Genomic DNA, 24,468 nt, shown 5'->3' on the forward strand with positions numbered 1-24,468 from the left:
ATGGTGTCGAGGGTTGCCACCATGACGAGACTACCCTCTTCAAAGGAAGGTGATCGCAAAAATATTTTTGCTACGACGGTAGTCGACTCGTGCCCCGCCACTACGCTGCCGTCCGCCAGAACTCGCTCTTGCGCGAAACAAGCTATTGATTCAAAATGCATTTCTCTCTTGCCAACGCGCCGTCACGTGGCATCTTCGTCGCGAAGCGGAGTGCTCCGCGCGAGGACGAGGACGCGATCGTGGTGCGACCGAGACGTACAACAGCCGAAAAGCTTGGTGTGATCGTCGACGCGGCCCGCGAACCGGCAGTGCCTGCGTGTGTCCCGGCTGCAATCGTGCAGCGCTCGAACCGTCGTGGCACACTCTTCCATCGGAGTGACGGAGCATCGTCACGGGCAATGCGGCGCGGTCCGGCCGTCTCGCGATCGGCGCGGCCGCAGGCAATATAACGGGCGTTCCGCCGTTCCTGACCTGCATCGCTCCTCATCCGCCGGAGCGGATCTCTTGTGTCAGGTGGCGCGCCCCGTCAGCGTGCCGGCGCCATGCGCTTCAACTTCCATTGCGCTGTTCATCGATGCGCTCCGAGCAGCCTACGATCCTTGATTGAGCGCGCCGGGCAGCATCGCTTCGGTCGTCGCGGAATCACCAACATAGAACGTTCCGTCGCTCCATATGGCATGCATGATCACCGCCAGCTTGCGCGCCACAGCGACACTGGCCTTGCAATGGTACGAACGTTTGGCGATCGCCCGGCCCCGGCTTTTGACCTTGTCGGAGCCCTTGAAGCACGTCATCCGTCCCGACGCCGCCTCGTAGAGCGAGCGTCGTACATCCGCGTCGCCGGCTTTCGATATGCGGCCCTGGACGTCGGTCGAGGTGCCCGACTGCCAGCGCCGCGAGGTCGGCCCGAAGTAGGGTGCGACGTCGCGCGAGTGGCGGAAGTGCGACAGATCGTCGATCGCCGTCATGAACGAAGGTGTTGCGATGGGTCGACGCCGGGGATTGCCATGAAGCGTCAGCACAGTTCACTGCGGGCCACCATTTTGACGACGAGATTTTGCAGCCGGCAATACTGCCGCCACAGCGCTGCCCATGCCGACAGCATCGTGTCCATCAACTCGGACGATAATGGATCTCCCGCGGGCTCGGTGCGCTCCGCCTACTCGAAGGCCGTCGCCTGACCTTGCCCAGGCGGATGCCGAACGCCTTCAGCGAATGACGTATGGCATTCTCCAGGTCGAGGAACTTGGCCTTCAATTGCGCCGGTGTGTGGAAGTTTGGTCCGATGGCAGCTTTCCGATTTGATGTGGGCCTGTCGGAACCCAAGCCGGTGCGCATGATATCGGCGATGCCGAGCGCATCGGCCTTGTCGGTTTTGTTGCGCGGCGCCGACATCGCGGCGCGCACGTGCTGATCTCCCAACGGCCGGCAGGCCGTGTCTCTTGAATTTGAGATGCAGCCAAGGCGACGGTGATCCCGACGCGGCGCAGCCGTCCGAGGAACGGTTTCAGAATATCGAAGATCGCCTCCGGATCGGTCACGACCGCCGATACCAGATGCGCCGCGCGAGAGAATCCGGTGCATTTCGACTTGGGTCGCCCACCTGATACTTGAACGTTTGCGGCAACATCCACATATTCGAACGAATGGCGAACATTTGAGGGATATATGCCGGTTCCGCAGGCGCGTTTTACCGAACTTCTCGCTGACATCGAGCCAAGCCCAACCACGAAGTCCCACGCATCTGGCGGACACAGTGGCATTCGGGATCACCTTCGAACGCAGGAAGAGTTCAAGGACAGGTATATCTCAAGCTTTCTGTCCGGCAGCTATGCGCGCGACACGTCGATTCGACCGCGCACGTCAGCTGATGGCCAGGAGCGTCCAGACGTCGACATCATCATCGTCACGAACTTCGAAACCAGCGACCATCCCGACGATGTTCTGAACGAAGTGTGCCGGGCACTCGAGGACGGAGGTGACGGCTACGAGGTCGAACGCATCAACAAGCGCTCGGTGCGCGTCGAGACGTGGCAGGCCGACATGGACATCGTTCCGGTCGTGCAGACGTCGAACGGCTACATGATTCCGGATCGGGACAACGGCACCTGGAAGTTCACCAACCCGCCGGTTCATACCTCCTGGAGCGCCGAACAGAACAAAAGGTTCGGCGGCCGCTTCAAGCCGCTCGTCAAGCTGTTCAAGTGGTGGCGTCGAATTAACCCTAGCGGCAAGCGTCCGAAAGGTTTCGTGCTTGAAGTGCTCGTCTCGCTTCATGCGCCGACAGCGGAAACGCATTATGGCGCCGCCTTCGCCCAGTTGCTGACGAATATCGATAAAGCATACGGCTTCCTCGCGTCGCTCGACCAGAAGCCGTTCATCGCCGACCCCGCGGATCAGTCGAACGACATTCTGGGCAAGGTGAAGCTGGCGCAGTGGAAGGACTTTATCGACAAGGTTCGCGTCTATGCCGACATTGCGCGTCGCGCGCAGGAAACCGACGATATGGACGAGGCGACACGCCAATGGAGGCGGGTGTTCGGCGATCGGTTCAAGGCGACCGCGAACCCGGCGAAGGCTGCTTCCTACGGCGGCTTTGCCGCGGCAACACCTTTGGCCGCCGGCTACACATTCCCCGATGCGATGGCCGCGCCGGCCAGCAAGCCGCGTGGCTTCGCTTGAAGTTCTGGTGGCTGACTGATTCGGCGAGGCTGGCGGCCGAAAAGGCGGCGGTCGAGGCACTTGCTCGCGGCGAGAGTTGGTTCGAGTTCGAGCGCTGGCGGTTTCATGAAGGCAGCCTAAGCGCTGAAGGTGTCCTGAGCGCGCATGGCCAGCGCTATCAGGTACGCCTTGTCTATCCGGATCAGTACCCGGAAGTTCCGGCATGGGTTGAACCGCAGGACGAGGTCCGCTGGACAACGCATCAGTACGGCAACGGCACACTCTGCCTGGAACTGCGGCCGGACAACTGGATTCCCGGCGCGACCGGCGTCGATGTCCTGCGCAGCGCCTACAACTTGCTCGATATCGAGGACCCTCTTGGGAAAGGCGAGGTACGCGCGCCGTCGGCGCATGACGTCGGCGAGCTGCAGGCCTATGGCTGGGGCGCCAACCCAGTGCTGATCGGCTCGGGCTGTGCGACGCGGATCCGAGCCGGCACCGCGATCGGTGTCCAGGCTCTGCGGTGGATGGCCAGTGCTGATGTATGGCCGATCATGATCCACGACGAAGCGGATCAGCGGGGTGCCCGCCGCGTGCCTGGGCCTGACATCGACAGTTGGCGTTTCACAGTGCCCGTCTATGTATCCGACGAGGCTCCGCCGCCTGCGGGCGAGTTCGATCGGACAACATTGGTTCGGGCCGCCGGGCTCGATCCGGTGACGGCGGCGGCGGTTGAAGCCTCATCCGCCGGCGTCGTCATCTTCAAGGGCGCCGAGCTTGATGTCTTCCATCTCACCGCTGACGGCGGAACCAGCCGCCGCCGGGTCTTTATCCTGCCCGATGAGGATGGTCTGCGCTCATCGCGGCCAGCGGAGGTCGAAGCCAAGCGTGTTACGATCGTCGGTGCCGGCTCGGTCGGGTCGAAAATCGCCGAGTCGCTACTGCGTTCAGGTGCTCATCGCCAGACATTGGTCGATGGCGACGTGATGCTGCCAGGGAATCTGGAGCGCCATGCGCTCGATTGGCGCGACATCGGGTTTCGCAAGGTACATGGGCTGAAGCGCCGGCTCCTCGGAATCGTACCTGGCGCCGACGTGAAGGTCATCGATGTCAACTTGAACTGGCAGCGGTCGGCGAAGACCCATGCCTGGCAGGTTGAGGCTGTGGCCGAGAGCGACGTCATCGTGGATGCGACCGGCGATCCGGCGACTGCGCTCTTCCTGGCCGCAATCGCGGACGCGAATGGTCGCGCGTTCGTCTTGGTCGAGGTCTTTGAAGGTGGACTCGGTGCTCTGATTGCAACCGCTATACCGAGCCGCGATCCACCCTTTGTGGAAGGCCGAGCGACGTTTCTGGCCTGGTGCGATGAGCAGGGTGTCAAACCGCCTGAGGCCGGTCCGAGGCGCTACGAAATGCTTGCCGAGGATGGCACCCCGGTTGCCGCCGATGACGCCGCTGTCACAATGACCGCTGGCCACGCGGCTCGGGTAATCCTGGACATCCTTGACGGCAATCCCGCTCCGATCGATTCCGCCTGGCTGCTGCTCGGATACCGAAAGGCCTGGCTGTTCGACGGACATTGCCACACAATCCGCCTGAATGTCGGCGAGCGCGGGCTGAGGCCTCCGATCGCCGACAATCCGGAGGCCCGGTCGTTCGCCTTTGCACTGATACAGGAGTTGCTTGGTGAAGGTAGCGCTGGCGGCTGATCAGACCGAAAGGCTCCTCGCAGCTCTTGAGCGAGCAGGCGTCAAGGAAATCGGCGGCCAGTTGTTCGGCGAACAGCTTGCGCCGTCGGACTTTCGCGTGACGGAACTGACCGTGCAGTCCCGGCCCGGCACATTCGCCCGGTTCATCGTCGATCTGCTGCAGGCTGCAAAGGATGCCATTCGCTTTTTCGATCGAACCGAGCATCGATACACGAGGTACAACTATATTGGCGAGTGGCACAGCCACCCGAGCTTCGCGGTGCAGCCTAGCGGTACTGACGCGGCGACGATGCGGCAACTCGTCCGGGATGCGCAGTTTGCGGGGACCTTCGCCGTTCTGATGATCGTACGGCTGGATGCGGAGACACTGACATCGGGCGCCTGGGTCTTTGATCCGCAAGGAAACGAACGTCGGGTTTTGCTGGAGGTTGAACTTGAGTGAGATTGAGAATGGACCGGCCCTGACCGACGCCCGAGGCATGGGCGGCGTGATTGCCCAAGACGGCTTCGACTATCAACTTTGGGACGGTCTTGCGCGGCTGCCGGCCTGGCTGGCCAACCCCGCCTTCGAGCAGATGATTTTTGAAGGCCTTGAGGACCTGGAAGCGCGGTTCTTCGCGCCTCAGGCGCCGAGAGAGCGGCTGCTCGAGCGCTTCCAGGCGAAGGCCGGCTCATTGGCGCCAGCCGCGGTGCGAGAGGTCTTCGAGACGTTTGAGTGCTTCGAGAATAGCTATCCGCGTGCCGCGCGCGTCCAGACACTGGTAACACCTCGGTTGCCGGCAACTGTGGGCTGGCTCGCGCGGGATCCAAGCCGGGTCCGCAAGGCTCGTCCGTTCTACGCGCCTTTTGCCGACATCATGGCGGCAAGCGATGCCGAGTTGCTGAGCAGACTCGTCGAGGCCTACGGAGATCAACTGGGGAACTTCATCGCCCAGTCGGTCGAGGTCAGCGAGCGCAATCTCCCGGGCCACGATGCCGCCCTGGCAGCATTCGGAATCGAGCTCGACCGGGCCTATCCTTCCCTGGAAGCGCCCCAGAAGCGGGTAGGCGAAGCTTTCGAGGCGTTGAGCGCTCTGGCGCGCAGGTCGATCGGCGCACCGCTGGGTCGGGACGTGTTGGTGAAGACCATCGAAGATGCGTTGGGCAAGCCGCTCCCACTGCCACGAAGCTTCCCGCTCCATGTCCGTTCCGATCGAAACGAGGCTGACGAGCGCTGTCTCGAGATCGACGCCAGTGCGTTTTCCGGTCGCGACGGCGTATTTCCGCCACCAGCACAGTGGGCGGGTGACCTCGCTGCGCCATTGGATAGGACAGCACGGTGGCTGCGAAGCCATGCCATACACCGGGTCGCGCTTACGGGCTCCTACCGACTGACGACCGCGATAATCATCGGCTGGTCACTGCGTTCAGCTCTCGGGTTCGAATTGGAAATTCCGACCCGAGATGGTTCATGGGCGACCGACGATCGGCCCGCTCCGAGCGACTCTGCGCAAAACTGGCGGATTACGGAACCGACGAACTTGGCTGCTGGTCAACTCGTCGTGTGTGTCGGCATCCTGCGCGATCCTGGTGCCGATCTCGGTCAGAGTGCCGGAATCCCTGCAGAGGCGGTGCTGGGGTTTTACCTCGATGAGCCGATCGTTTCTGCGAAAGCGGCGCAGGCCGGTGTCACGGGCATCAAGCGAGCGGTGGATGCTGCGATTGCGCGATTAAGGCCTAAGGGTATCCAACTCTACTTCGCCGGGCCAGCGGCTTTTGCTGTAGCACTTGGCCACCGCTGGAACGCGATGCCACCGACGCAACTGCACGAGTTTGCCACCTTGAGTCGTACCTATGTCGCTACCGGGCTGATTTGATCAGGAACGGCGGACTAGGTTCTTTATCCACGCCATCGCAATCTCGATAGCCCAGTCCGTCTGATGGACCGTGAGGTTGGGCGGCGGTTGGCTCCCGGCGCCATGGCCATGGGGATTTCGAACGTGGACGAAATATGCTCTCAGCATGTCTCCTTCCCACGGGGCGACAAAACGCCCGCTCTGTTGACTGACAAGGTTGTCGATATAGTTGGCGGCGCCGCGCTCACGACCCGTCGACCATCCCTTGTCATCGGATATGATCTTGATGGCGCTTTCAAGCGCCTTCGCGGCATGGAAGGCCGCATCCTGACGCTGGCCCTCAGCGCGCTCGATTGCCTCCTTCAGTTCGCGATCGACATTTGCCCATTTCGCATCCCGCAGAAGTATCCAGCAGGGCTCCGCGGTGCGCGTCTCGGTCAGTTCATCGCGCGCGAACTGCAGGATCCCGTTATGATAGTGCAACCCCATGCCGGCATGGCGAAGGCGACCGTTAAGCTCTTTCACGGCGCTCGCGACAGCGGATACTGCAGCTGGAGCACGAGGGGCAAGTTCACGGGCACGCTCTTCGGCAAATCGGAAAAGCAACTCTACAAGGCTGAGACGCATTTTTAGGAATGCGTCGGCGGAACTATGGTGGTCGTTCCAAAGGTCATAAGTCTCGGTCAGGAATTCACCGCAGACAGCATCCCAAGACGATGCGTCGTAGAGACGTCCGCATCCTGCTTCACGTGCAAGCGCGTCATGCGCTCGCTTGAAGAAGCCAATATCCAATTGCAAAGGTTCGACAAGGTCGTCGAAGATGATGTGCGCGGCCTGCAGGAAGAACCGGTGCATCTCGGCACTGGGGTGATCCGCCCAGTAAACCTGCTGAGGGTAACGGCGAAGGAATATTTCCTGGATCATGATGCGCCGCGGTCAGTAAATCCTGCTTTTGATTCGGCTACGGAGTACGGCAAGTCAGAGTCATTGTGCATATGGCTAATCTTTTGCTGTGCTACGCATCGGTCTGAGGCTCGCCTATTGCGCCGACGATTATGGACCCCATCGAAGAACCTACAAGTGCGCCCTTTAAAAGTTGCACAATCCCAGAGCCCTTCAATAGAAGTCCCAGTTCCGCTCCTCGAGCCCTGGTCCCGTCCACGGTCGTTGAGAGCCAATTGAAGCTGGACGCAGCAAGTGTGTCGTCATCCCAGAGCAACACCTTTGCGTGAAGCTTTTCAATTTTCTCAAGCCGGATGCCTCTTTCCAGCAATCCATCTTCGGCAGGGGCATAGCCTTCACTTGCGAGGAAACGGCTCGGGCGCTGGTAGAACATGTGTACTTTGGTTCCGCGCGCCGCCGCGCGCGACAACGGCACCACAGCCGAAGTCTCTGCGGCAATTCCAAACAAATCACAGCCAATAAGTATTCGGCGCTCGGCTTCGTCGCGAGCCTGCCTAATGCACGCATAGTGATCTTCATCGACGAGAAGAGTAATGCTGTGTTCGCCAGACTCCCCTCGGTTGGCCGCGCTCGAATGCGCGGCGCTCCATAATCGATTGAGCCGCCGCGCCGTAGGGGACCAGCTTCCCGCCGCTGGCAGTTGGGCGGAAACAAGCCAACCGAGCAGCAGTGTGGCCAGCCGCGGACTTCTCGAGCAAATCGTAACATCCAGAGAGTCGTACCAAGTCGATAGGAAATTGCAGCTTCCCACAGCGCTCCGCCACGAGCCGTCGGCAGCGTCATGGATGATTATCTTTGCATGCGAACCCGAGGATGAACTGGACATCTGAACGCGGCGGCGCAGGTCAGGGGCCAGTTGATCAAGCACTCGTTCTGCGTCCTTAACTGGGCGAGGCTTTTCCGTGCTCTCTGGATCACGGTTCAGCCCCCACAGCAACTCCACGCGAACTTTGCGCTTCGCTGCCGCCTCAAAATCCGGCAGCAACTTCTGAAATACTTCGGGGTGCACGAAGCAGGAGTGAAGCACAACTGTAGTCGCGGCCTCGCCAAGAACCCTGCGTACAAGGGCAAGATGAGCCTCTCCCCCCACGACAATGTCCTCCTGGAGAAAGGTGTCGCGGACTTCATCCTTATAGACGCCGAGTCCGTTCGGGCTCGACGCTTCGTTCTCCCCATTTTCTTCGGCCAGCTCAAGCAACATGCGTCGCAATCGCAGCGGCGCGTAGCCGGGAAGTCCGGTGATGCTCCCGAGGCTAATCTCGAATCGAGCGAAGGGTCTGGATGGTGTTTTTAACCTGGGCTCGTCGGGCTCAAGGCTTTGATCCGCATCGAGGTAGAGTAGGTCGCGGAACGATCCGTCGTTCTGCTCCCATGATTTGTAGACAGGATCTAGGATGTTTGCGTCTTCTGGCAGATCCTGGAGATAAACTAGGTTGAGGTCGTCCGACCGTAACCAAGCACCCGTTATCTGATCGAAGCAGAGAGACGTGAACCTTGTGTCGCGGCCGAGTTTCGTAGGCAGTTCGCGTTCCGATGCGCGGCGAGAACCCACAGCTGTCGCGGCGAAGAACACGCCCTTGTCATCCGCCCTGATTTCGATCCAGTTCTCGCGCAACAGATTTATCAACGCTTCGACAACCATTCGCGGGGACACGTTGGCGTCATCCGCCAGTTGGGCAACAGTCCGTCGGGACGCCACCAAGTCCAGCAGAAGCATTTGCTCGAGCAGGCTCCACCGGCGGCCAAACGACACCGTATAGCTGACTGCGGTGCGCAGCACAGGAACGTATATGATTGTCATCGTGGCGCTCTCACGCGGACAAGCTTGGTTTGGCTTTGAAGGTCAGCCATTACCTCCATCATTTGCCCGAGATACGCGTAGTCGGCATCCTCACTTGTGCGCGCATTGACCCTTGTTTCGAAGAAGTCCCAACTTCCTACAATCACCAGCTTGTGCTTGGCCCGGCTCAAGAGGACGTTCATACGATTGCGCTGTCTGAGGAATCCAATACTTTTGGCTGGCGGCAAGCCATTGTTGCGGACGAGGCTTACTACAACAATATCAGCCTCGCTGCCTTGGAACTCATCAACCGTTGCTCCGAGACGCTTTCCATTTCCGATTTCAAAAGGTGCCTCAAACATATGGAGCAGGCGGCCGGATCGCTTCGCAGCTTCGATTTCGGATCGAATGGCTGCGAGTTGTCCGTTGTATGGTGAGAGGATTTGGAGGTTGCAAGGAGATCCGGGCCGGGACCTAATTTCCTCTAGAACATCAACGACAGCCCTCGCCTCCGAAGGTGCGGTGAAAAGACCCTGAGTTTCGCCGACCGAGAACTCCTTCTTCTGTACCCAATCGACATCGCACCAGACGATCCTTGAGTCAGGAAGCCAAGACCCGCTCGGAATGAGGTAGGGAGGCTCCTTCGAGAACCTTTCCCGGGTCTCGGTTGGGGATCGCAAAATCGTTCCGCTCTCATCATCGATCTCGTTGGAAGGGTCCGACTGGTCGGACGGATAGAACGTTCTACCTACCAATTCCGCGATATCCGGATGCATACGGTGTTGGTCGGTAAGGGTAGCTGCTGGGCCAGGCCCATCTTGGCCGACGACGCTTGCCTTAAATACTACAGCGAACAACTCCACCATTCGCCGCCACCTAACACATCGGTCAGCGAAGGGATCACGATCGTCAGCGTCATCGACCAACCCCGTGTCAATAAGCGCCGGAGCGAACTGCGCTCCCTTCTCGATCGCCTTCCTGACCCTAAGAGGATCCTCAAGAAGCCTTCGAAATATTTGCGAATTGTAAGGTGGCAGTTGAAAATGGTCGCCTATCAGAAGAAGCCTGTGGCTAGCCTCAAGAGCCGTCGCCATATCGAACCCGTGTGCCTTACCGGCTTCTTCGATTACAGACCAGTCAAAGCGCCGTCCGCGACTGGCAAGATTCGCTAGATCTGCGGAGTTCGAGGTGGAAAGCGTCACGTTCGCGGCATCCTGTACCAGGATTTGCATGGTACGCAGGTCGCGGTTGTTGCTTTCAACATCCGCGCTGGCCGTTACAGCTACGGAAAGGCGCTCTCTGATTTCTTTTGCGGTGCGTTTGGCGAGGTCACTGTCCGCGAGTTGAAGCAGAAGCTTACGTGTGACGGCGGGCGGATCGAAGACATGCGAATCACGGGCTCCCAGTCGCACCATCACGGGTCGTTCCTTGGCCGAGAGCGTCGAAAACAGCTCATCGAGCTTGGACAAGACGTCGTCGACCGTGTGGTGTGAATGTGCCGTTAGCAAAATCTGAGCGGTCGGATCAGCGGCCAGAAGACGGTCAACAAAACCTTGGATCAGCGTTGTCTTGCCCGTTCCAGGCGGTCCTTGAATCGCGAATGAGGGTTGCGTCCCCCAGAGACGCTCCAAGGCATCGAGCTTAGACGGGTCCAGTTTTATCGGTATGCGGGCCGGAGGGGCCTTTTCGTCACTTTGCCGACTTGACTGGACTGGATCGTCCAACATGCGCAATAGGCTGATGTAGGACCTCATCTCTTCTATTGCGTTGTGGCGTCGCCTTATTTGAGCGATGGATCCACCGAAATTCTTCGCTAGATAATTAGTCGCACCTTCTCTGACCGGAGGATTGCCCCTGCAACGGAATCGATACCTAGGACCCTTTGTGGTCTGCTGAGCGCCGATGAAGCGCCAAGTGCCCTCGCTCACCGCCTCGTTGGCTATGACGCGTCGATCGAGCAACGAGTACACATCCCTTTCAGGATCATCTTCGTCATCTATCGAGATGGGCTCGGCGCCCAAGCTGAACCAATCGCGTAGCTGTTCTTCGGGCGAATCCATTCGGAGGAACCGAGCCAGTTCCGTGCGCTCCACCTCGGGGCGCGGAGTGACCTCAACCTCGGTATCGCTGCTCGACCGAAATACAGTTACAATTTCAACCGGACAAATTTGCGCTGCAGTGAGAATCGTATCCAGCTGCTGTGTGATACGGAAGAAGTCATGCACGTCTCGCAAGTATGGCGGAAGCTCGGCGCGGTTCTTGCGGAAGGGAAAGGTTCGATCCCAGGCGACCGCCCTGTCCCTAATGGTATGTTGATTGCTGCGTACGTTGGGATAGTTTTGAATCTCAAGCTTACGGGTGCCGAGACTGTAGAATTGGTCATCAGGGAGAGACAGAGGATAGAGCGCCGCAGCCTCGCAATAGGCAATGCTCCACGTTTGCGACGCGTCCACAGACCACGGCCACAGTTTGTATTCTAGTTTCTCACCCCGCAACACAAAGTGCGGTGTGGCACCGCCGCGCGCCGTAACGCGTATATCGCCCATCAGATCCCGCTCGATCCATTCGCGTTGCCGCACAGGATCCATTGACGGTGCCGTTCTCTTGGAGGAGTTCTCGACCGCCTGCGAAAGATTCGACCCCGGGCCAAGCCGCACGGCCATGACTAGGCTACGGCCACCTCCTGCACTTGCCGCGTTGAGGTTGCGCACAACGTTGCGGATTTGCTGAAGCGCGTCCTCATCATCAGCCAGCCGCGTGTCGGCCTGGTCAGACAAGAAGCGCAGGATTAGCTCACGTTCGCTGGCATTGAGAACGCTGACCCGTTCAACGGCGAGACGAAGTGATTGAGCCTTGCGATGGTTCTTTGGATCCACTCCAAATACTTCGGCGACAAGTATTCCGAACGCGAACCAGTCCGTCAGCATCGAGTATTCCGAACGCCCGGCCTCAAGCTCTGGCGCAAGTGGTCCAACTCGGGTGGCTATGCGCCCTGGAGGCTGATCGTTGCCGGCGACACGCAACGACCACTCGAAGCCGCTAAGGCGAAAATCGCCTCCTCCTTCTGGACCGGCGAAAACCGAGGCGCTGGATAGCGCACGGTGTAAGGTGCCCTCCCGGTGCAAAATAGCGAGAGCCTCTGCGATTCGCAGCAGTCCGTCCCAAAGTGGTCTCCGGCGTCCCACTTCTCCAAGGTTCTGCAGCCAGTGATGGTTTCGGCGTTCCGAAAGCGTTCGAGCAAGGGGCTGCCTGCGACCACCTTCCAGCACCGCGTAATACTGGCGCTCATCAATTCCAACCTGCTGTAGCGAGACAAATAACTCGCTGGCCCCGGGATATCCTTGCAGGCGCATCAGCCCCCGAACCTCCCGGTTCCAGAGCGCGCGTATATCCTGTCTGTCCTCACCCAGCCGTCGCCACGTCTTCACGTAATAAACATCGCCAGCGTCAAACGCCTGCCAAAGGTCGGGTGTCCCTCGTATTGGATCGCCCGCCAACATCTTGCGATGGAGCCGGTAGCGGCCTCCGATGTATTGCTCTGCCAAATTCACCCCCGTCAAGCTAAAGAAGCATCGTAAAAATTTGGAGAGGTTGCAAGACTAACCTGAGGCACTATGCTACTGCGCTTTCAATGGGGAGTGGGTGGATGGCGTTTCCAACTGACGACAATATGGATGAATTTGCATCCAACTGGGACACTTTTCGTGATCGACTTGTTGTGTTCCTGGGCGCTGGCGCGTCGATCGGGGCTAAGAACACGTCTGGCGACCCCCTTCCGAGTGCATACGATCTGCGCAACAGCCTTTGGCAACGATTCAAACAGCCACACGGAACAACCCTTGATCCAGCTGACCTGAAGCTCATGTCGCTTGAGCACGCCTCAGCCATCATCGAGCAGAAGGTGGGACGCGATACAATTGCAGAGTTCCTCATGAAGGTATTCGACTGCGATCGACCGCTCTGGAGTCACGTGGCACTTCCTTATCTCAGACCGAAGGCCGTGTTTACGACGAACTACGACCAGCTGATCGAATTGGGATACAAGCACAGCACAGTTGTCCCCGACGTTATTTGCGACGACCGCCGACCGACTTCTGGGCAGTTGCCGCTCTACAAGCCACATGGCAGCTTGTCGCACGGGAACCAGGCCGTTGGACGTGGTGGACTTGTAATCACTCAGTTCGACTATTTCGAAATGATCGCCGACTACCGAAAAATGCTTGAGAAGACAATCAATACATTCGGTCGGAGTTGCGTTCTAGTGATTGGTTATTCGTTCGGAGACATGGATATTGGCTCCGAGCTATATAGATTACGCAAGCAAACAGCAGGAACACCTTGGTACGCCGTGTTTCCGCGCGCAGACCCTCAAGTGAGAGGTATGTATAGTGGGCGGCTGGGCATCAGGCAAATAGCACGCACATTCGAAGATTTCATGACTGATCTTGACGAGCGCGTGGGTTTTCTACCAGAAGGCGTGAATAGAGGCAAAAAAGATTCCATGCAGGCCGCAGGAATTATACAGTAGATGACGATAATACTTGAGAAGGCGCCTTGATAACTGATGGCGCAGCTATATTCGGCATGCCCGATACGCTGAGCAGACGTCTGACTCAACCATGGAGGTGGGTTGCGCGTTGCGCAGCCTTTGCAACGAGCGATTCGGGCGCTGGTGAGTACTAACCGTCTGTATGAATTTGCCTCGCAATTTCCCGCAGCGATTTGGAGCATCTCAATCTGCTCATGATATTGGACCCTCCGCACCAATTGCTTACCGGGCGTATCGAATGTGGCTTTGACCAAATTGCTATCTGGCCGCTCGCGCACCTACCGGCCTGGTTTCTTTGCGCGGATGTTTCCAGCCGGAAGATGGAAGCTGACCCTAGACCCGAAGCTGCCGGGGCATTTCCGACTGGCTCAGGATAGCGACGTCGAGTTTAGCTGCCTTGACGTTGTATCGATTTCGGCCAGCAAGGCCCTCTTGTGGCATACAGTCGAGTTACGCACCCGTAGCAGAACAGACACGCTGTCGGCACTATCGGCTGACGCGGCCGCACAACTGGCCGGAGACCTTCACGCCTTCATCAACACTCATCTTTTTGGTTTGATCGATAACGAGAGAGAGCGCTTGCTCGATGTCGGCGGCAGACTTCGGGAGGTCACCGAGGGCAATAGACAGTATCTTGGCCAGGCCGATCTCAGCAGAGCCATTGCCAGCGTTCCTGGCGCCGCGGCAGCTGCCCTCTCTCACCCGCTTCTAAACGCAGACCTCATGCCCGCAGGGCTCAAGGCCTCCCTTCCGGCCTCGTTCGCCATGATAACGAACCCAGGCGTTCGCCATGCCTACAACGAGGCTTTCGTCAGCTCCGAATTGAGAAAGTTCCAGTCGTTCTTCGACGATCTCGACCGGCGTTCGTTTTCCGATCAGCAGCGCGAGGCCTGCATCCGGCTGGAGGACAACAACCTGCTGGTCGCCTCGGCAGGGTCGGGCAAATCCGCGACGATGGTCGGCAAAGTCGCGTACGTCCTGGAAAAACGGCTCTATCGACCCGACGAGATCCTGCTCCTGGCCTTCAACAGAAACGCAGCCGATGAACTCAGGACGAGGATCGCCGCCCAGCTGCAGGTCGAGGAGGACGCCCTGGAGTGTCGCGTCACGACGTTTCACGCGCTTGGGCGCGGAATCATCGAGGAGGTCGAGGGCCGACCGCCCCAGCTCGCCAACTGGGTGGATCATCCCGCTGGCGAAACCAAGGTTATCGAGGCGATCATCCAGAGCCTTTGCGAGAGCGACCCGGAATTCGCCCGGATGTGGGCCGAGCTTCTCGTTGTGCATCCCAAGGCCGACATCCCGATCGAGGTATTTGACGGGCAGGCCGACTATCGGCGCTACGTTTCGGACAGCCTTCAAAAGGGTAGCGCCACGATTGGTTCCTTGTCCGGCGTTATCGTAAAGTCGTTGCAGGAAAAGAAGATCGCCAACTGGCTTTGGCTGCATTCAGTCGCCTTCGAATACGAACGGCAGATTGCAGTAGAGGAAGATGGTGACGCGGTCCGCCATCTGCATCCCGATTTCTACTATCTGCAGACCGCAACCGTGCACGAGCATTTCGCGCTCAATGCGGACGGAAGCTCACCCTTTGCGGACTATGCCCAGCACGCCGAGCACAAACGGCTGGCATATCGCCGCAATGAGATCGATTTCTTCGAGACGACTTCCGCCCAGGCCAGCAACGAGACGCTGCTCAGCACGCTCGAATCCGAACTGGCGCGGCGCTCCATACCTTTCGAGCGCAAGAGCTACGCCGAAATCACCAAGGCGCTTGATCCTGTGATTATCAAGCACTATCACCAGCTGATATCCACCTGCTTGAAGCATATACGGGCCAGCCACCTCACACTCGACATGCTGCTCGAACGTGCCAAGACCTTGCATGACAAGGAGCGCGCGAAGCTATTCGCGCGCGTGGTCTGGATGATCACTCAGGGATATTCCCGGAAGCTCGAGGAAGCCAAGCGGATCGACTTCGATTCGATGATCGCGGATGCGGTCCGGCTGGTCGAGTCCGGTCGATATCGAAGCCCCTATTCCCTCATTCTCGTGGATGAGTTTCAGGACATTTCCGAACCCCGCGCTAACCTCATCAAGGCGCTCAAACAGCAGAAGGCGTTCAGCAAGGTGTTCGCGGTAGGAGACGACTGGCAGTCGATCTATCGCTTTGCCGGATCGGACATCACGATCTTTATGCGGTTCGAGGCAAATTTCGGGACCAGTTGGCAGGGGCGCCTGGAGCAGACGCATCGCTGCAACCAGCTCATTGCCGAAACGGCCGCTAAGTTCGTCCAGCGCAATCCCGAACAGATCAAGAAGTCCGTCCGCTCGACGCGCCCAGCCGTCTCGCGATCGATCCGTGTCATTCCCATCGATGATAAGCGCGACAAGCCGGACTTCGCAGTAGCTTGTCACCGCCTGCTGGAACGCCTTGACGCCGCTCTGGGTGGCATCGCCAACCGGTGGCGCGATGAAAACCGCGACAAGCTCAAGGTTCTGGTGTTGTGGCGCTACAACGTCCTCGATCCTTTCGAAGGAAGGCCCCCGTCCTTTGCCAACATCGAGGTGACCGGGCTGTCGTTTCACCGCGCCAAGGGCCTTGAGGCCGACTATACGGTCCTGCTCGATGTCAGCGAGGGCAACTATGGCGTACCAAGCCGCATCGAAGACGATGAGCTGCTGAACCTGGTCATTCCCCGCCCCGAGACCTTCGCCTACGCGGAAGAGCGACGCCTGTTCTACGTGGCGCTGACGCGTGCGAGCCGAGGCGTCTACATGATCACCAGTCGTCGTCAGCCATCCCGCTATATCCATGAGCTTTGCGAGATCGCCGGCGATGAAGTCCGCTTCGAGACGATTGAGGGAGCCGAATTGAGCCAATGTCCGGCCTGCCTCGTCGGCCAATTGGTGGAGCGGCGCAGCAAAGACGGATCGAAGTTTCGTGGGTGCAATCAATTCCCGGATTGCAAACATTCCGAGCCGACAGTTGCAGGCCGGCGCCGTCCTTCACGACACAGGTAGCGGCCATCAGCCGTGAGCCCGTGGCCGCGACCTTCGGAATCAGATCAAATGCAAAGAAGCCGGAGACGGGAAACGCGAATGATCAAGGCGCCTGGATATTTCGGCGCGTGGGGCAACGTGCCTGCAGACGGTGACGTGCGGCCGTTCAGCATGCTCAATCCGTCGGGTGGTGACATCAACCGGACCAACCGCCGGCATCACTTCATTTCGGCCGTCTATATGGACAGCTTTGCAGATGATAGCGGCAGGGTTCAGGTTTACCTTTGCGAGGCGCCTGGTAACCCGCTGCCGCCGATGAACCCCCGGGCCATCGGATTCGAGCGAGACTACTATTCCCAGAAGCTCCCCGGGGGTGGCCAGGACAACCACCGTTTCGAGGATTTGTGGAACACAATCGAGACCGTATGGCCGGAGACGGTGCAGGCGCTCGCGGCACGCCGCCTGTCACCCGCCATCTCCTTCAACGTGCTTGGAATGCAAACGATCATGCGTGCGCGTGTTCCCGCCACACGCGATCGGCACGCGCTGATGATCGAGGCCAAGATTCGCTGCGAGCACAAGATCGGCGAGGAACTAGGCCTCCTTCCCCCGCAGCTCGAGCGCTATGCGGGCCAGTTCGACACCGTGCCGGTAGGCGTCAACCCACACGAGACGCTGCTGGCGATGAAAGGCGAGTTCAAAAATTTCGGCGACCTCTGTTTCCGCCTTGGTTTCGAGGTGCTCCACAACAAGACAAGCACGCCTTTCCTCACATCGGACAATCCGGTCTGCAGCTATGATCCGTGTCAGCCGTTCCATGCGCGCAAGCCTTACGAGCACTTCGGCGAGGTGGAACTGATCTTCCCGGTTTCGGCGCGCATGCTTGTGCGTGGCTCCAGCAAACGTGGGCCGGTAAACATGATCTCGCGCCATCGTGACATCTCCGACAGCCGCAAGGTACGGCAACTCAATCGCACGATTGCGCAGTTTTCCTATCGCATGACCATCGGCCAGGATCGCTCGAGCGACGATTTGATCCGCGCCCATGGCGCGTTGGTCCCGACCATCACCACAAGAGTGCGCCGGCTTGGGAAAGAGGTGCAAATCATCTGCCGCGATGTTTTTGGCCCCCGGCCGACGCTCTCCCAATATATCGATACGCCCGAGAAAGCCGCGCGCCTTGAGGCCAGGATGGCCGCCGCATCGAGTCACGCGGACCCGGCCCCGCTTAAGGACAGCTACCGGTAACGGGTAAAAACAAATGATGGCTGCCGCTTATTTTCGGCCGCGCTGCCATCTTGCCGAAGCCTTTCCCTTTCCGTCAGCCCTGGGGGCCCGCAATGGTCGACAGACATTCGTCAGGGCACCACGCGTACACATGGGACAGGGCCGATTCGGTTCGGCCCCCGATGCTGATGCAACGATAAGGAATGAAGCCATGACGATCAAACAAGCAAGTACCCAAGTAGTCGCCGCCTTCATCGATTGGAAAGAAAGCCGAGGTCACCGACCCGACGAAGTGCTGCGCGGTGACGATGCCTTCCTGTTCTACCTCGGCCTCGAAAGCAGCCGCTCGCCACTGCTCGACTTCCGTGCAACCGGTGACAAGTGGCAAACCGTTCATGCGTGGTTACGCCGCCGCCGTTTCGTCAGCGACTAAAAGGGCGTGGGATGGGCCGAGTGGGTGGGTCGCATTTCCCGACACTCTCGGCCCGGACCACAGCTAAAATCCTGGCAGCCAGATGCGACTGCTTTCACGTGGTTGGCGGGGCGATTGGGCGACGGCGTGCAGTGCCCTCTATCCCTTCCGGTGCGCTGCCCACTTTTGCTCGGCGCTGATAAGTGTTTCGATCATTCCGATGCGCCCGGTCGGACCGGCCAGATGCGCATAACCATCGGGAATGCGGCGCACGATGATCGTCATGCCATAGCCGGGAACCTCAAAGGGTTTCCCGTCATCGAAAGCCTCGCGCGGCAGGTGAACATCGATCTGGCGGCTTTGGAAAGTCTCGGTGTTCGCGCCAGTCCAGATGTGGAAGACGCCGGGCGGCGTTTCCATCGTAATGTTCATCTTGACCGAGCCGTCCGGCTGCCGAACCGCACCGCCCCGATACTCAGCACCGGCAATATCGTTGCCTATAAGCGACCCGTTCCGAATTTCTATCACACCCTGCGAAGTGCCAGCCGTTGCGCTGGCGATCACCGCGTAAACACCGTCTGTCGCCGACATGGGACGTGCCCTTTTCTCTTCGACTTCAAGCAATGCCTCAGGCCGATCGAGGGCGCAAGGGTGACGGCCCATCGATAGCGCCTTCGGTGCCGGCCGCTACCCCCTTGCTCGCTGGGATGCCTCAAGCGCGCTGGCGCATTCAGGCGGCAAGGCGAGCGGGCGATATGCCTCGAAAAACTTTATGAGCTGTTGGTCCGCGCCGCTCTGCCGCCAATTTGATAGCGCTCGCAAGGAATGCAGGCAATGGCGGCAGAGAACAGGTCGACACTATCTCGTTGGCGGCGAAGCGTAGCGCGGAAAGGTGTCGCGTTAGGGCAATCTGTGTTGAAAAGACTGGCTGTTTGAGACGGTTGCGTTCCTCTCAAACGGAAAAACCGCCCCGGTTAGACCGGGACGGTAATTGATTTATGATAAAATTGGTTGCGGGGACAGGATTTGAACCTGTGAACTTCAGCTTATGAGCCGGGAACGCCGTTCACCCTTCGAACAACACGACTGTCGTTTGGCTGGCAAGCCATCGGTCACCTACAGCGGTGGGGTAATATCCTCATGTAGCCGATGTGCCGATAATGCAACAGGATGCCGAACCTGATAAGGCATTTTCGCATAGAAACGCGCTGCTGCTCGCATCGCACGCGACCCTAAGGGGAACAACGCCGAACGGATTTCACATAACGACATAAACATTTATTTATATGGTGTTTGACAAAGGGGCGTGCTGCTGCGATTGTCTCAATGTCGTGGTTCTCCGTACGGCACTGCCGCAGCGGAGCTAAGAGGGAAGCCGGTGCGATGCCGGCGCTGCCCCCGCAACTGTTAGCGGCGAGCCAATCCCACTCATGTCACTGAGGCGAACAGCCTCGGGAAGACGGGTAGAGGCTATGACCCGCGAGCCAGGAGACCTGCCACGGCGAACAATGTCCACGGGCGGGGTGTCTCGGTGGTCGCGGTAGCCCGACGTTCCTGTCGGCCTACTAGCGCCTTCCTTCTCCCCACGCCGCAACCATCGGGGTATGCATGACTGTCTCTCAGCAAATTCCTGTAGCAACGCTCGGCGTGCCGCGTATCGGTCGCCGGCGAGAACTGAAGTTCGCGCTTGAAAGTTACTGGTCGAGAAAATCTTCTGCTGCCGACCTTCTCACGACGGCGAAGGCGCTCCGTGCCGCTAGCTGGGAGGAGCAGCATGATCGCGGCGTGTCGAAAATCCCGTCGAACGACTTCTCGCTCTACGACCATGTGCTCGACACCGCAGCCATGGTCGGCGCCGTCCCATCCCGTTACGGCTGGAATGGCGGTGAGGTCCCACTCGACGTCTACTTCGCCATGGCGCGCGGCAACCAAGGTCGAACGCAGGATTGTGGACAGCCTGGTCACGAGCATACGGCTTATGAACCTAACCTAACCGCGATGGAAATGACCAAATGGTTTGACACCAACTATCACTACATTGTGCCGGAACTTGAGGATGACCAGACGTTCGCCCTTTCGTCGACGAAATCGGTTGATTACTTCCTCGAGGCTAAAGCCCTTGGCATTCACACACGCCCGGTCATCCTTGGACCGGTCACCTTCCTCAAGCTGGCGAAGTCGCCTGCCGAAGGTTTCAATCCCATCGCGCTCCTCCCACGGCTGTTGCCCGTCTACGAGCAACTCCTGCGGAGGCTAAGTCTGTCGGGAGCCGACTGGGTGCAGATTGATGAGCCAGCGCTTGTGCTCGATTTGAACCCGAACGAACGAGCTGCGCTCGAATTCGCCTATGGCCAGCTGTCGAAAGCCGCGCCCGAGTTGAAGATCATGCTGGCGACCTATTTCGGGTCGCTGGGAGACAATCTCGAGACCGCAATTTCTCTGCCGGTGGCGGGCCTGCATCTCGATCTCGTGCGCGCTCCCGAGCAGTTGGAAACGGTTGGACGGCTCGCGCCGAAGGATCTGGTGCTCTCGCTTGGCTTGATCGACGGCCGCAACGTCTGGCGTGCGAACCTGCCTGCCATTCTCGACCGCATCAAGCCGATCGTCGCCGGCTGGCCGTTGGACCGCGTCGAGATCGCGCCTTCCTGCTCGATGCTGCATGTGCCGATCGACCTGCGGATGGAGACGGCGCTCGATGAGGACATCAGGTCGTGGCTCGCCTTCGCTGCCGACAAGACCGACGAGCTGGTCGTGCTGGCCGAAGCCTTGTCCAAAGGCAGGGATGCGGTAGCAGACGCGTTGAATGCTTCGGCCGAGGTGGCTGCCGCGCGCGCGACGTCCACAAAGGTCCATGATCCGCTCGTCGAGGGGCGGATCGCCAGCATCAATAGCGGCATGAAGCATCGAAAGAGCGCATTTTCGGAACGGACCAGAGTCCAGGCCGGCGCGCTAAGCTTGCCGCCGTTCCCAACGACGACCATAGGGTCCTTTCCGCAGACGCCGGAGGTGCGCAAGGCGCGTTCCGCCCATGCGAAAGGCAGGCTCAGCTATGTCGACTACGAGACCTTCCTGAAGAAGGAGACCAAGGCTGCTATTCGCTGGCAGGAGGAGATCGGGCTGGACGTGCTGGTGCACGGGGAGTTCGAACGAAACGACATGGTACAGCATTTTGGCGAGCAGCTGTCCGGCTTCGCCTTCACCCAGCATGCCTGGGTGCAGAGCTATGGCTCCCGCTACGTTCGCCCGCCCATCATCTTCGGCGACGTGTCACGGCCCAATCCGATGACGGTGCGCTGGTGGCAATTCGCCCAGTCGCTTACCGAAAAGCCGGTGAAGGGAATGCTGACAGGCCCAGTGACCATTCTCAACTGGTCTTTTGTTCGCGACGATGTACCCCGCCCAGAGGCCTGCCGCCAGATCGCGCTTGCCATCCGCGATGAAGTGAGGGACCTCGAAAGATCCGGCGCAAGGATGATCCAGATCGACGAGGCCGCGTTTCGCGAAGGTTTGCCCCTGCGCAAGTCCGACTGGAAAGTCTATCTCGACTGGGCGGTCGAATGCTTCCGGCTCGCTTCAACGGGCGTAAAGGACGCGACCCAAATCCATACTCACATGTGCTATTCGGAGTTCAACGAGATCATCGACGCGATCGCTGAAATGGATGCGGATGTAATTTCGATCGAGACGTCGCGCTCGAAAATGGAACTTCTGGACGCGTTCACGAACTCGAAATATCCGAACGAAATCGGTCCCGGAGTCTATGACATTCACTCACCACGCGTCCCGGAAGTCGCCGAGATTTCGGCCCTCCTTATGCTTGCCCGGGAGCGACTGTCCGACGCCCAACTGTGGGTAAACCCGGACTGTGGCCTCAAGACACGCAAGTGGGAGGAGGTCCGCCCTGCCCTCACGAACATGGTCGCTGCAGCACGCGCGCTCCGGGAGAAAGTGTAGGCCGGAGGCTTTCTGAATTTCGCACCATGTCCCAGGGAAAAGTCGCCATCATTGTTGATTGCGACTTTCCCTGGCTCCGGCCATTATTTTCCTAAGATCTGCGAGACAGGTCGAGGCGTCGCCGCCGTTTCGGCGGGCAAGATGGGATAGGCGACCTCGGGCACCTTTCCGGTCAGCGAGTTAAGGAAGGCAACGAGCCGGTCGATCTCTTCTTGCGTCAATTCTTCACCGAGCTGGGTGGTCCCCATGATAGCGACGGCCTGTTTCAGATCCCAGACCTTGCCCGAATGAAAGTATGGTGCGGTCAGTGCCACGTTGCGCAACGGCGCCACGCGGAAGACATAGGCATCGTCGGGTGTATTGGTGACCGCAAATCGGCCCTTGTCTTTTTCCGGCAGGATGTCGGCGCCAGGCTTTTCAACAAGGCCAAATGGGTAATAGCCGTCCCCACCAACGTTGATGCCGGCATGGCAGGACGAGCAGCCTTTGTCCATGAAAAGGGCCAGGCCCCGTTTCTGTTCGGAAGTCATGGCGGCGTCATCGCCATTGAGGAAGTCATCGAAGGGGGACGGCGTGATCAGTGTCGCCTCGAAGGCTTCGATTGCCTTGGCGAAGTTATCGAAGGTGACACGATCGGCTTCACCCGGGAAAGCTGCATTGAACCACTCGACATATTGCGGCATCGACTTCAGCGTGGCGATGAGTTGACCCGGAGTGTTGGCCATTTCGCCACTGGCTTGGACCGGACCTTTGGCCTGGGCCTTCAGGTCTTCGGCGCGACCATCCCAGAACTGCGCGATGTTGAAGACCGAGTTCAATACCGTCGGCGCGTTGCGCGGCCCCTTCTGCCACCCATGGCCGATCGAGGTTTCCCGATTGTCGTCGCCCCCGGTGGCCAGGTTGTGGCACGAGTTGCACGAGAAGACGCCTGACGCCGAGACGCGTGGATCAAAGAACATGGCCTTGCCAAGGGCGATCTTCTCCTTTGTGATCGGGTTGTTGGCGACTGCCGGTGTGGTGGATGGCAAAGCCTTGAAGGTGGCCCGTGCCGTTTCCCTGAGGTCTTCGGGGATCGCTTGCGCAGCAAGAGCGGCAGCTACAGGCAAGGCGACAGCCACCGTAGTCACTAGGATTTTCATAAATGGTCTCCCTGCGTGGTGCACCGCACCATTGTGGGACAAGCGGTTGGTGGGCGCCTTGCGCTAGATCAGGACCGGTCCCCTGTGGTCGCGGCAGAGCCGCGACCGGCCCGGAAGTGAACGCTCTTCTGGATTGGATTTCAGGGAAGCAAAGGGGCGGTGCTCGGCAAGCCCCGAAGCGCTGGCGCCGGAGCCGGAGCAATAGCGGCTGACGGATGATGAACCTGCACCGTTTCGACCATTGAGAATGAACACGTTTGATACATCTTCCTTGACACGGGCTAGGACACGGCCGCGGCCATCGATTTCACAGTCCAAAGAGAGGATGGCAAAACAGAAATAGACCGCTTCGTTTCGAGAACACCGGCAATTTTTGAGCGCAAAGCTCACGGTCGAGACGCGCCAGGAAATGCGCGAAGCACCGCGGCGGCACGGTCGCCAATAACGGGCGGACCAACGTTCACGACGGCGCGATACCGCGCTAAAGAGCTCGCCGCTGGACGAGCATCGCAATAATGCCGTCGAGACGTTTGTTGCTTTCAGTGGCAACCGGCACTATGAAGCGACGCTTCGCTGACTATGTTTCACGCCGCCTGGAGAGTTTCATGACAGAAGAAGCCGAAAAAAACATCGACACCCTCATCGAGCTGACCGCCGATGTCGTGTCAGCCTACGTCTCCAACAATCCGGTCCCGGTGGGGGATCTCCCTGCCCTGATCGGCCAGGTGCACGCGGCTCTGAAAGGCACGGCCGGAAGTGTCTCCACACAAGAGCCAGAGCCTCTCAAGCCTGCGGTACCGATCAGGAAGTCGGTGACACCGGACTACATCATCTCGCTTGAGGACGGGAAGAAATTCAAATCGCTGAAGCGCCATCTGTCGACCCACTATGGGCTGACGCCGGATGAATATCGCGCCAAATGGGGCCTGCCGGCGGATTATCCCATGGTCGCGCCGAACTACGCCTCGGCGCGCTCGGCATTGGCCAAGACGATGGGGCTCGGCCGTAAACCGAAAGAGCCGGAAACGCCGGAGCCGGCGCCGGAGCCGGCGAAGCGGACCCGCAAGAAGGTCGCAGCTTGATTTCGGCAATCGAGATTCGTTCTCGAGCGCTGCAGCCATCGGCTTAAAATGCGCCGGATATAAAAAGGCGGGGACCAACCCCGCCTTTCCTTGCAGACAGCCTGCTTTTACTGTAGTTCGCGACGCCTTGCAGCTATCTGCTGCCCGGCCTTGC

The 24,468-nt window shown here is 59.2% G+C and carries 15 protein-coding genes, 1 pseudogene and 1 riboswitch; of the genes and pseudogenes, 10 read left to right on the forward strand and 6 right to left on the reverse strand.

The annotated features are described in order from the left end of the window. Positions 1-590 precede the first annotated feature (590 nt). Positions 591-1,634: pseudogene (locus A6B35_RS31095) on the reverse strand (IS110 family RNA-guided transposase). A gap of 34 nt (positions 1,635-1,668) precedes the next feature. On the opposite strand from A6B35_RS31095, the gene A6B35_RS31100 reads away from it, so the two are divergent. From A6B35_RS31100 to A6B35_RS31115, 4 genes are read left to right on the forward strand one after another with little or no spacing between them, the layout of a single operon-like run. Further along, positions 1,669-2,682 carry an SMODS domain-containing nucleotidyltransferase gene (locus tag A6B35_RS31100; RefSeq protein WP_006199637.1) on the forward strand — a complete coding sequence of 338 codons (1,014 nt, stop codon included), beginning with the start codon at positions 1,669-1,671 and terminating at the stop codon, positions 2,680-2,682. Then, entirely contained in the window at positions 2,679-4,370 is a 1,692-nt protein-coding gene (locus A6B35_RS31105) for a ThiF family adenylyltransferase (RefSeq protein ID WP_006199636.1), read from the forward strand. Before A6B35_RS31100 ends, A6B35_RS31105 begins: the two co-directional genes overlap by 4 nt. Further along, positions 4,348-4,812 (forward strand): M67 family metallopeptidase, encoded by a 465-nt coding sequence (locus A6B35_RS31110; RefSeq protein ID WP_006199635.1) that lies wholly within the window; start codon positions 4,348-4,350, stop codon positions 4,810-4,812. The genes A6B35_RS31105 and A6B35_RS31110 overlap by 23 nt, the downstream gene beginning before the upstream one ends. Continuing rightward, on the forward strand, positions 4,805-6,226 hold the full coding sequence (locus tag A6B35_RS31115) for an SAVED domain-containing protein (protein WP_006199634.1): 1,422 nt from the start codon (positions 4,805-4,807) through the stop codon (positions 6,224-6,226). The genes A6B35_RS31110 and A6B35_RS31115 overlap by 8 nt, the downstream gene beginning before the upstream one ends. Here A6B35_RS31115 and A6B35_RS36350 read toward each other — a convergent pair whose 3' ends face one another. From A6B35_RS36350 to A6B35_RS31130, 3 genes are all read right to left on the reverse strand, one after another. Then, the gene (locus A6B35_RS36350) at positions 6,227-7,129 is read right to left on the reverse strand and encodes a hypothetical protein (protein ID WP_006199633.1); all 903 of its coding nucleotides are present in this window, start codon (positions 7,127-7,129) and stop codon (positions 6,227-6,229) included. It lies immediately after the preceding gene. A gap of 91 nt (positions 7,130-7,220) precedes the next feature. Next, positions 7,221-8,969, reverse strand: coding sequence for a phospholipase D-like domain-containing protein (locus A6B35_RS31125; RefSeq protein ID WP_006199632.1), 1,749 nt, complete (start codon positions 8,967-8,969; stop codon positions 7,221-7,223). Further along, entirely contained in the window at positions 8,966-12,301 is a 3,336-nt protein-coding gene (locus A6B35_RS31130; RefSeq protein WP_244425827.1) for an AAA domain-containing protein, read from the reverse strand. Before A6B35_RS31130 ends, A6B35_RS31125 begins: the two co-directional genes overlap by 4 nt. A 293-nt stretch (positions 12,302-12,594) precedes the next feature. On the opposite strand from A6B35_RS31130, the gene A6B35_RS31135 reads away from it, so the two are divergent. The 4 genes from A6B35_RS31135 to A6B35_RS31150 all read left to right on the forward strand — a co-directional run bounded on the left by A6B35_RS31135 (position 12,595) and on the right by A6B35_RS31150 (position 18,160). Then, complete coding sequence (locus A6B35_RS31135) at positions 12,595-13,476, forward strand: SIR2 family protein (RefSeq protein WP_006199630.1); 882 nt, start codon at positions 12,595-12,597, stop codon at positions 13,474-13,476. Positions 13,477-13,800: 324 nt separating this feature from the next. Then, positions 13,801-16,521, forward strand: coding sequence for a UvrD-helicase domain-containing protein (locus A6B35_RS31140; protein ID WP_050900685.1), 2,721 nt, complete (start codon positions 13,801-13,803; stop codon positions 16,519-16,521). Positions 16,522-16,599: 78 nt separating this feature from the next. Beyond that, positions 16,600-17,748, forward strand: coding sequence for a DUF4238 domain-containing protein (locus A6B35_RS31145; protein ID WP_006199627.1), 1,149 nt, complete (start codon positions 16,600-16,602; stop codon positions 17,746-17,748). 190 nt (positions 17,749-17,938) lie between these two features. Beyond that, entirely contained in the window at positions 17,939-18,160 is a 222-nt protein-coding gene (locus A6B35_RS31150; protein WP_006199626.1) for a hypothetical protein, read from the forward strand. Positions 18,161-18,298: 138 nt separating this feature from the next. Here A6B35_RS31150 and A6B35_RS31155 read toward each other — a convergent pair whose 3' ends face one another. Then, on the reverse strand, positions 18,299-18,730 hold the full coding sequence (locus A6B35_RS31155) for a hypothetical protein (protein WP_006199625.1): 432 nt from the start codon (positions 18,728-18,730) through the stop codon (positions 18,299-18,301). Positions 18,731-19,454: 724 nt separating this feature from the next. Beyond that, positions 19,455-19,654: riboswitch (cobalamin riboswitch) on the forward strand. A 93-nt stretch (positions 19,655-19,747) separates the two neighbouring features. Between A6B35_RS31155 and metE the strand changes: the two genes are divergently transcribed. Continuing rightward, positions 19,748-22,093 (forward strand): 5-methyltetrahydropteroyltriglutamate--homocysteine S-methyltransferase, encoded by a 2,346-nt coding sequence (metE, locus tag A6B35_RS31160; protein WP_040581813.1) that lies wholly within the window; start codon positions 19,748-19,750, stop codon positions 22,091-22,093. 83 nt (positions 22,094-22,176) lie between these two features. On the opposite strand, the gene A6B35_RS31165 is transcribed toward metE, so the two are convergent. Next, a complete protein-coding gene (locus A6B35_RS31165) occupies positions 22,177-23,232 on the reverse strand; it encodes a cytochrome-c peroxidase (RefSeq protein ID WP_006199623.1) in 1,056 nt (351 codons plus the stop codon). Positions 23,233-23,837: 605 nt separating this feature from the next. Between A6B35_RS31165 and A6B35_RS31170 the strand changes: the two genes are divergently transcribed. Further along, positions 23,838-24,314 carry a Ros/MucR family transcriptional regulator gene (locus tag A6B35_RS31170; RefSeq protein WP_040581820.1) on the forward strand — a complete coding sequence of 159 codons (477 nt, stop codon included), beginning with the start codon at positions 23,838-23,840 and terminating at the stop codon, positions 24,312-24,314. Positions 24,315-24,468 lie beyond the last annotated feature (154 nt).

The sequence above is a fragment of the Mesorhizobium amorphae CCNWGS0123 genome, from assembly GCF_001686985.1.
Classification (GTDB): domain Bacteria; phylum Pseudomonadota; class Alphaproteobacteria; order Rhizobiales; family Rhizobiaceae; genus Mesorhizobium; species Mesorhizobium amorphae.

Bases quoted from the DNA above. Each gene is read 5' to 3' on its own strand.
- A6B35_RS31100 (WP_006199637.1), top strand. From the start codon at position 1,669: ATGCCGGTTCCGCAGGCGCGTTTTACCGAACTTCTCGCTGACATCGAG.
- A6B35_RS36350 (WP_006199633.1), bottom strand. From the start codon at position 7,129: ATGATCCAGGAAATATTCCTTCGCCGTTACCCTCAGCAGGTTTACTGG.
- A6B35_RS31125 (WP_006199632.1), bottom strand. From the start codon at position 8,969: ATGACAATCATATACGTTCCTGTGCTGCGCACCGCAGTCAGCTATACG.
- A6B35_RS31130 (WP_244425827.1), bottom strand. From the start codon at position 12,301: ATGCGCCTGCAAGGATATCCCGGGGCCAGCGAGTTATTTGTCTCGCTA.
- A6B35_RS31135 (WP_006199630.1), top strand. From the start codon at position 12,595: ATGGCGTTTCCAACTGACGACAATATGGATGAATTTGCATCCAACTGG.
- A6B35_RS31140 (WP_050900685.1), top strand. From the start codon at position 13,801: ATGTTTCCAGCCGGAAGATGGAAGCTGACCCTAGACCCGAAGCTGCCG.
- A6B35_RS31145 (WP_006199627.1), top strand. From the start codon at position 16,600: ATGATCAAGGCGCCTGGATATTTCGGCGCGTGGGGCAACGTGCCTGCA.
- A6B35_RS31150 (WP_006199626.1), top strand. From the start codon at position 17,939: ATGACGATCAAACAAGCAAGTACCCAAGTAGTCGCCGCCTTCATCGAT.
- A6B35_RS31155 (WP_006199625.1), bottom strand. From the start codon at position 18,730: ATGTCGGCGACAGACGGTGTTTACGCGGTGATCGCCAGCGCAACGGCT.
- metE (WP_040581813.1), top strand. From the start codon at position 19,748: ATGACTGTCTCTCAGCAAATTCCTGTAGCAACGCTCGGCGTGCCGCGT.
- A6B35_RS31165 (WP_006199623.1), bottom strand. From the start codon at position 23,232: ATGAAAATCCTAGTGACTACGGTGGCTGTCGCCTTGCCTGTAGCTGCC.
- A6B35_RS31170 (WP_040581820.1), top strand. From the start codon at position 23,838: ATGACAGAAGAAGCCGAAAAAAACATCGACACCCTCATCGAGCTGACC.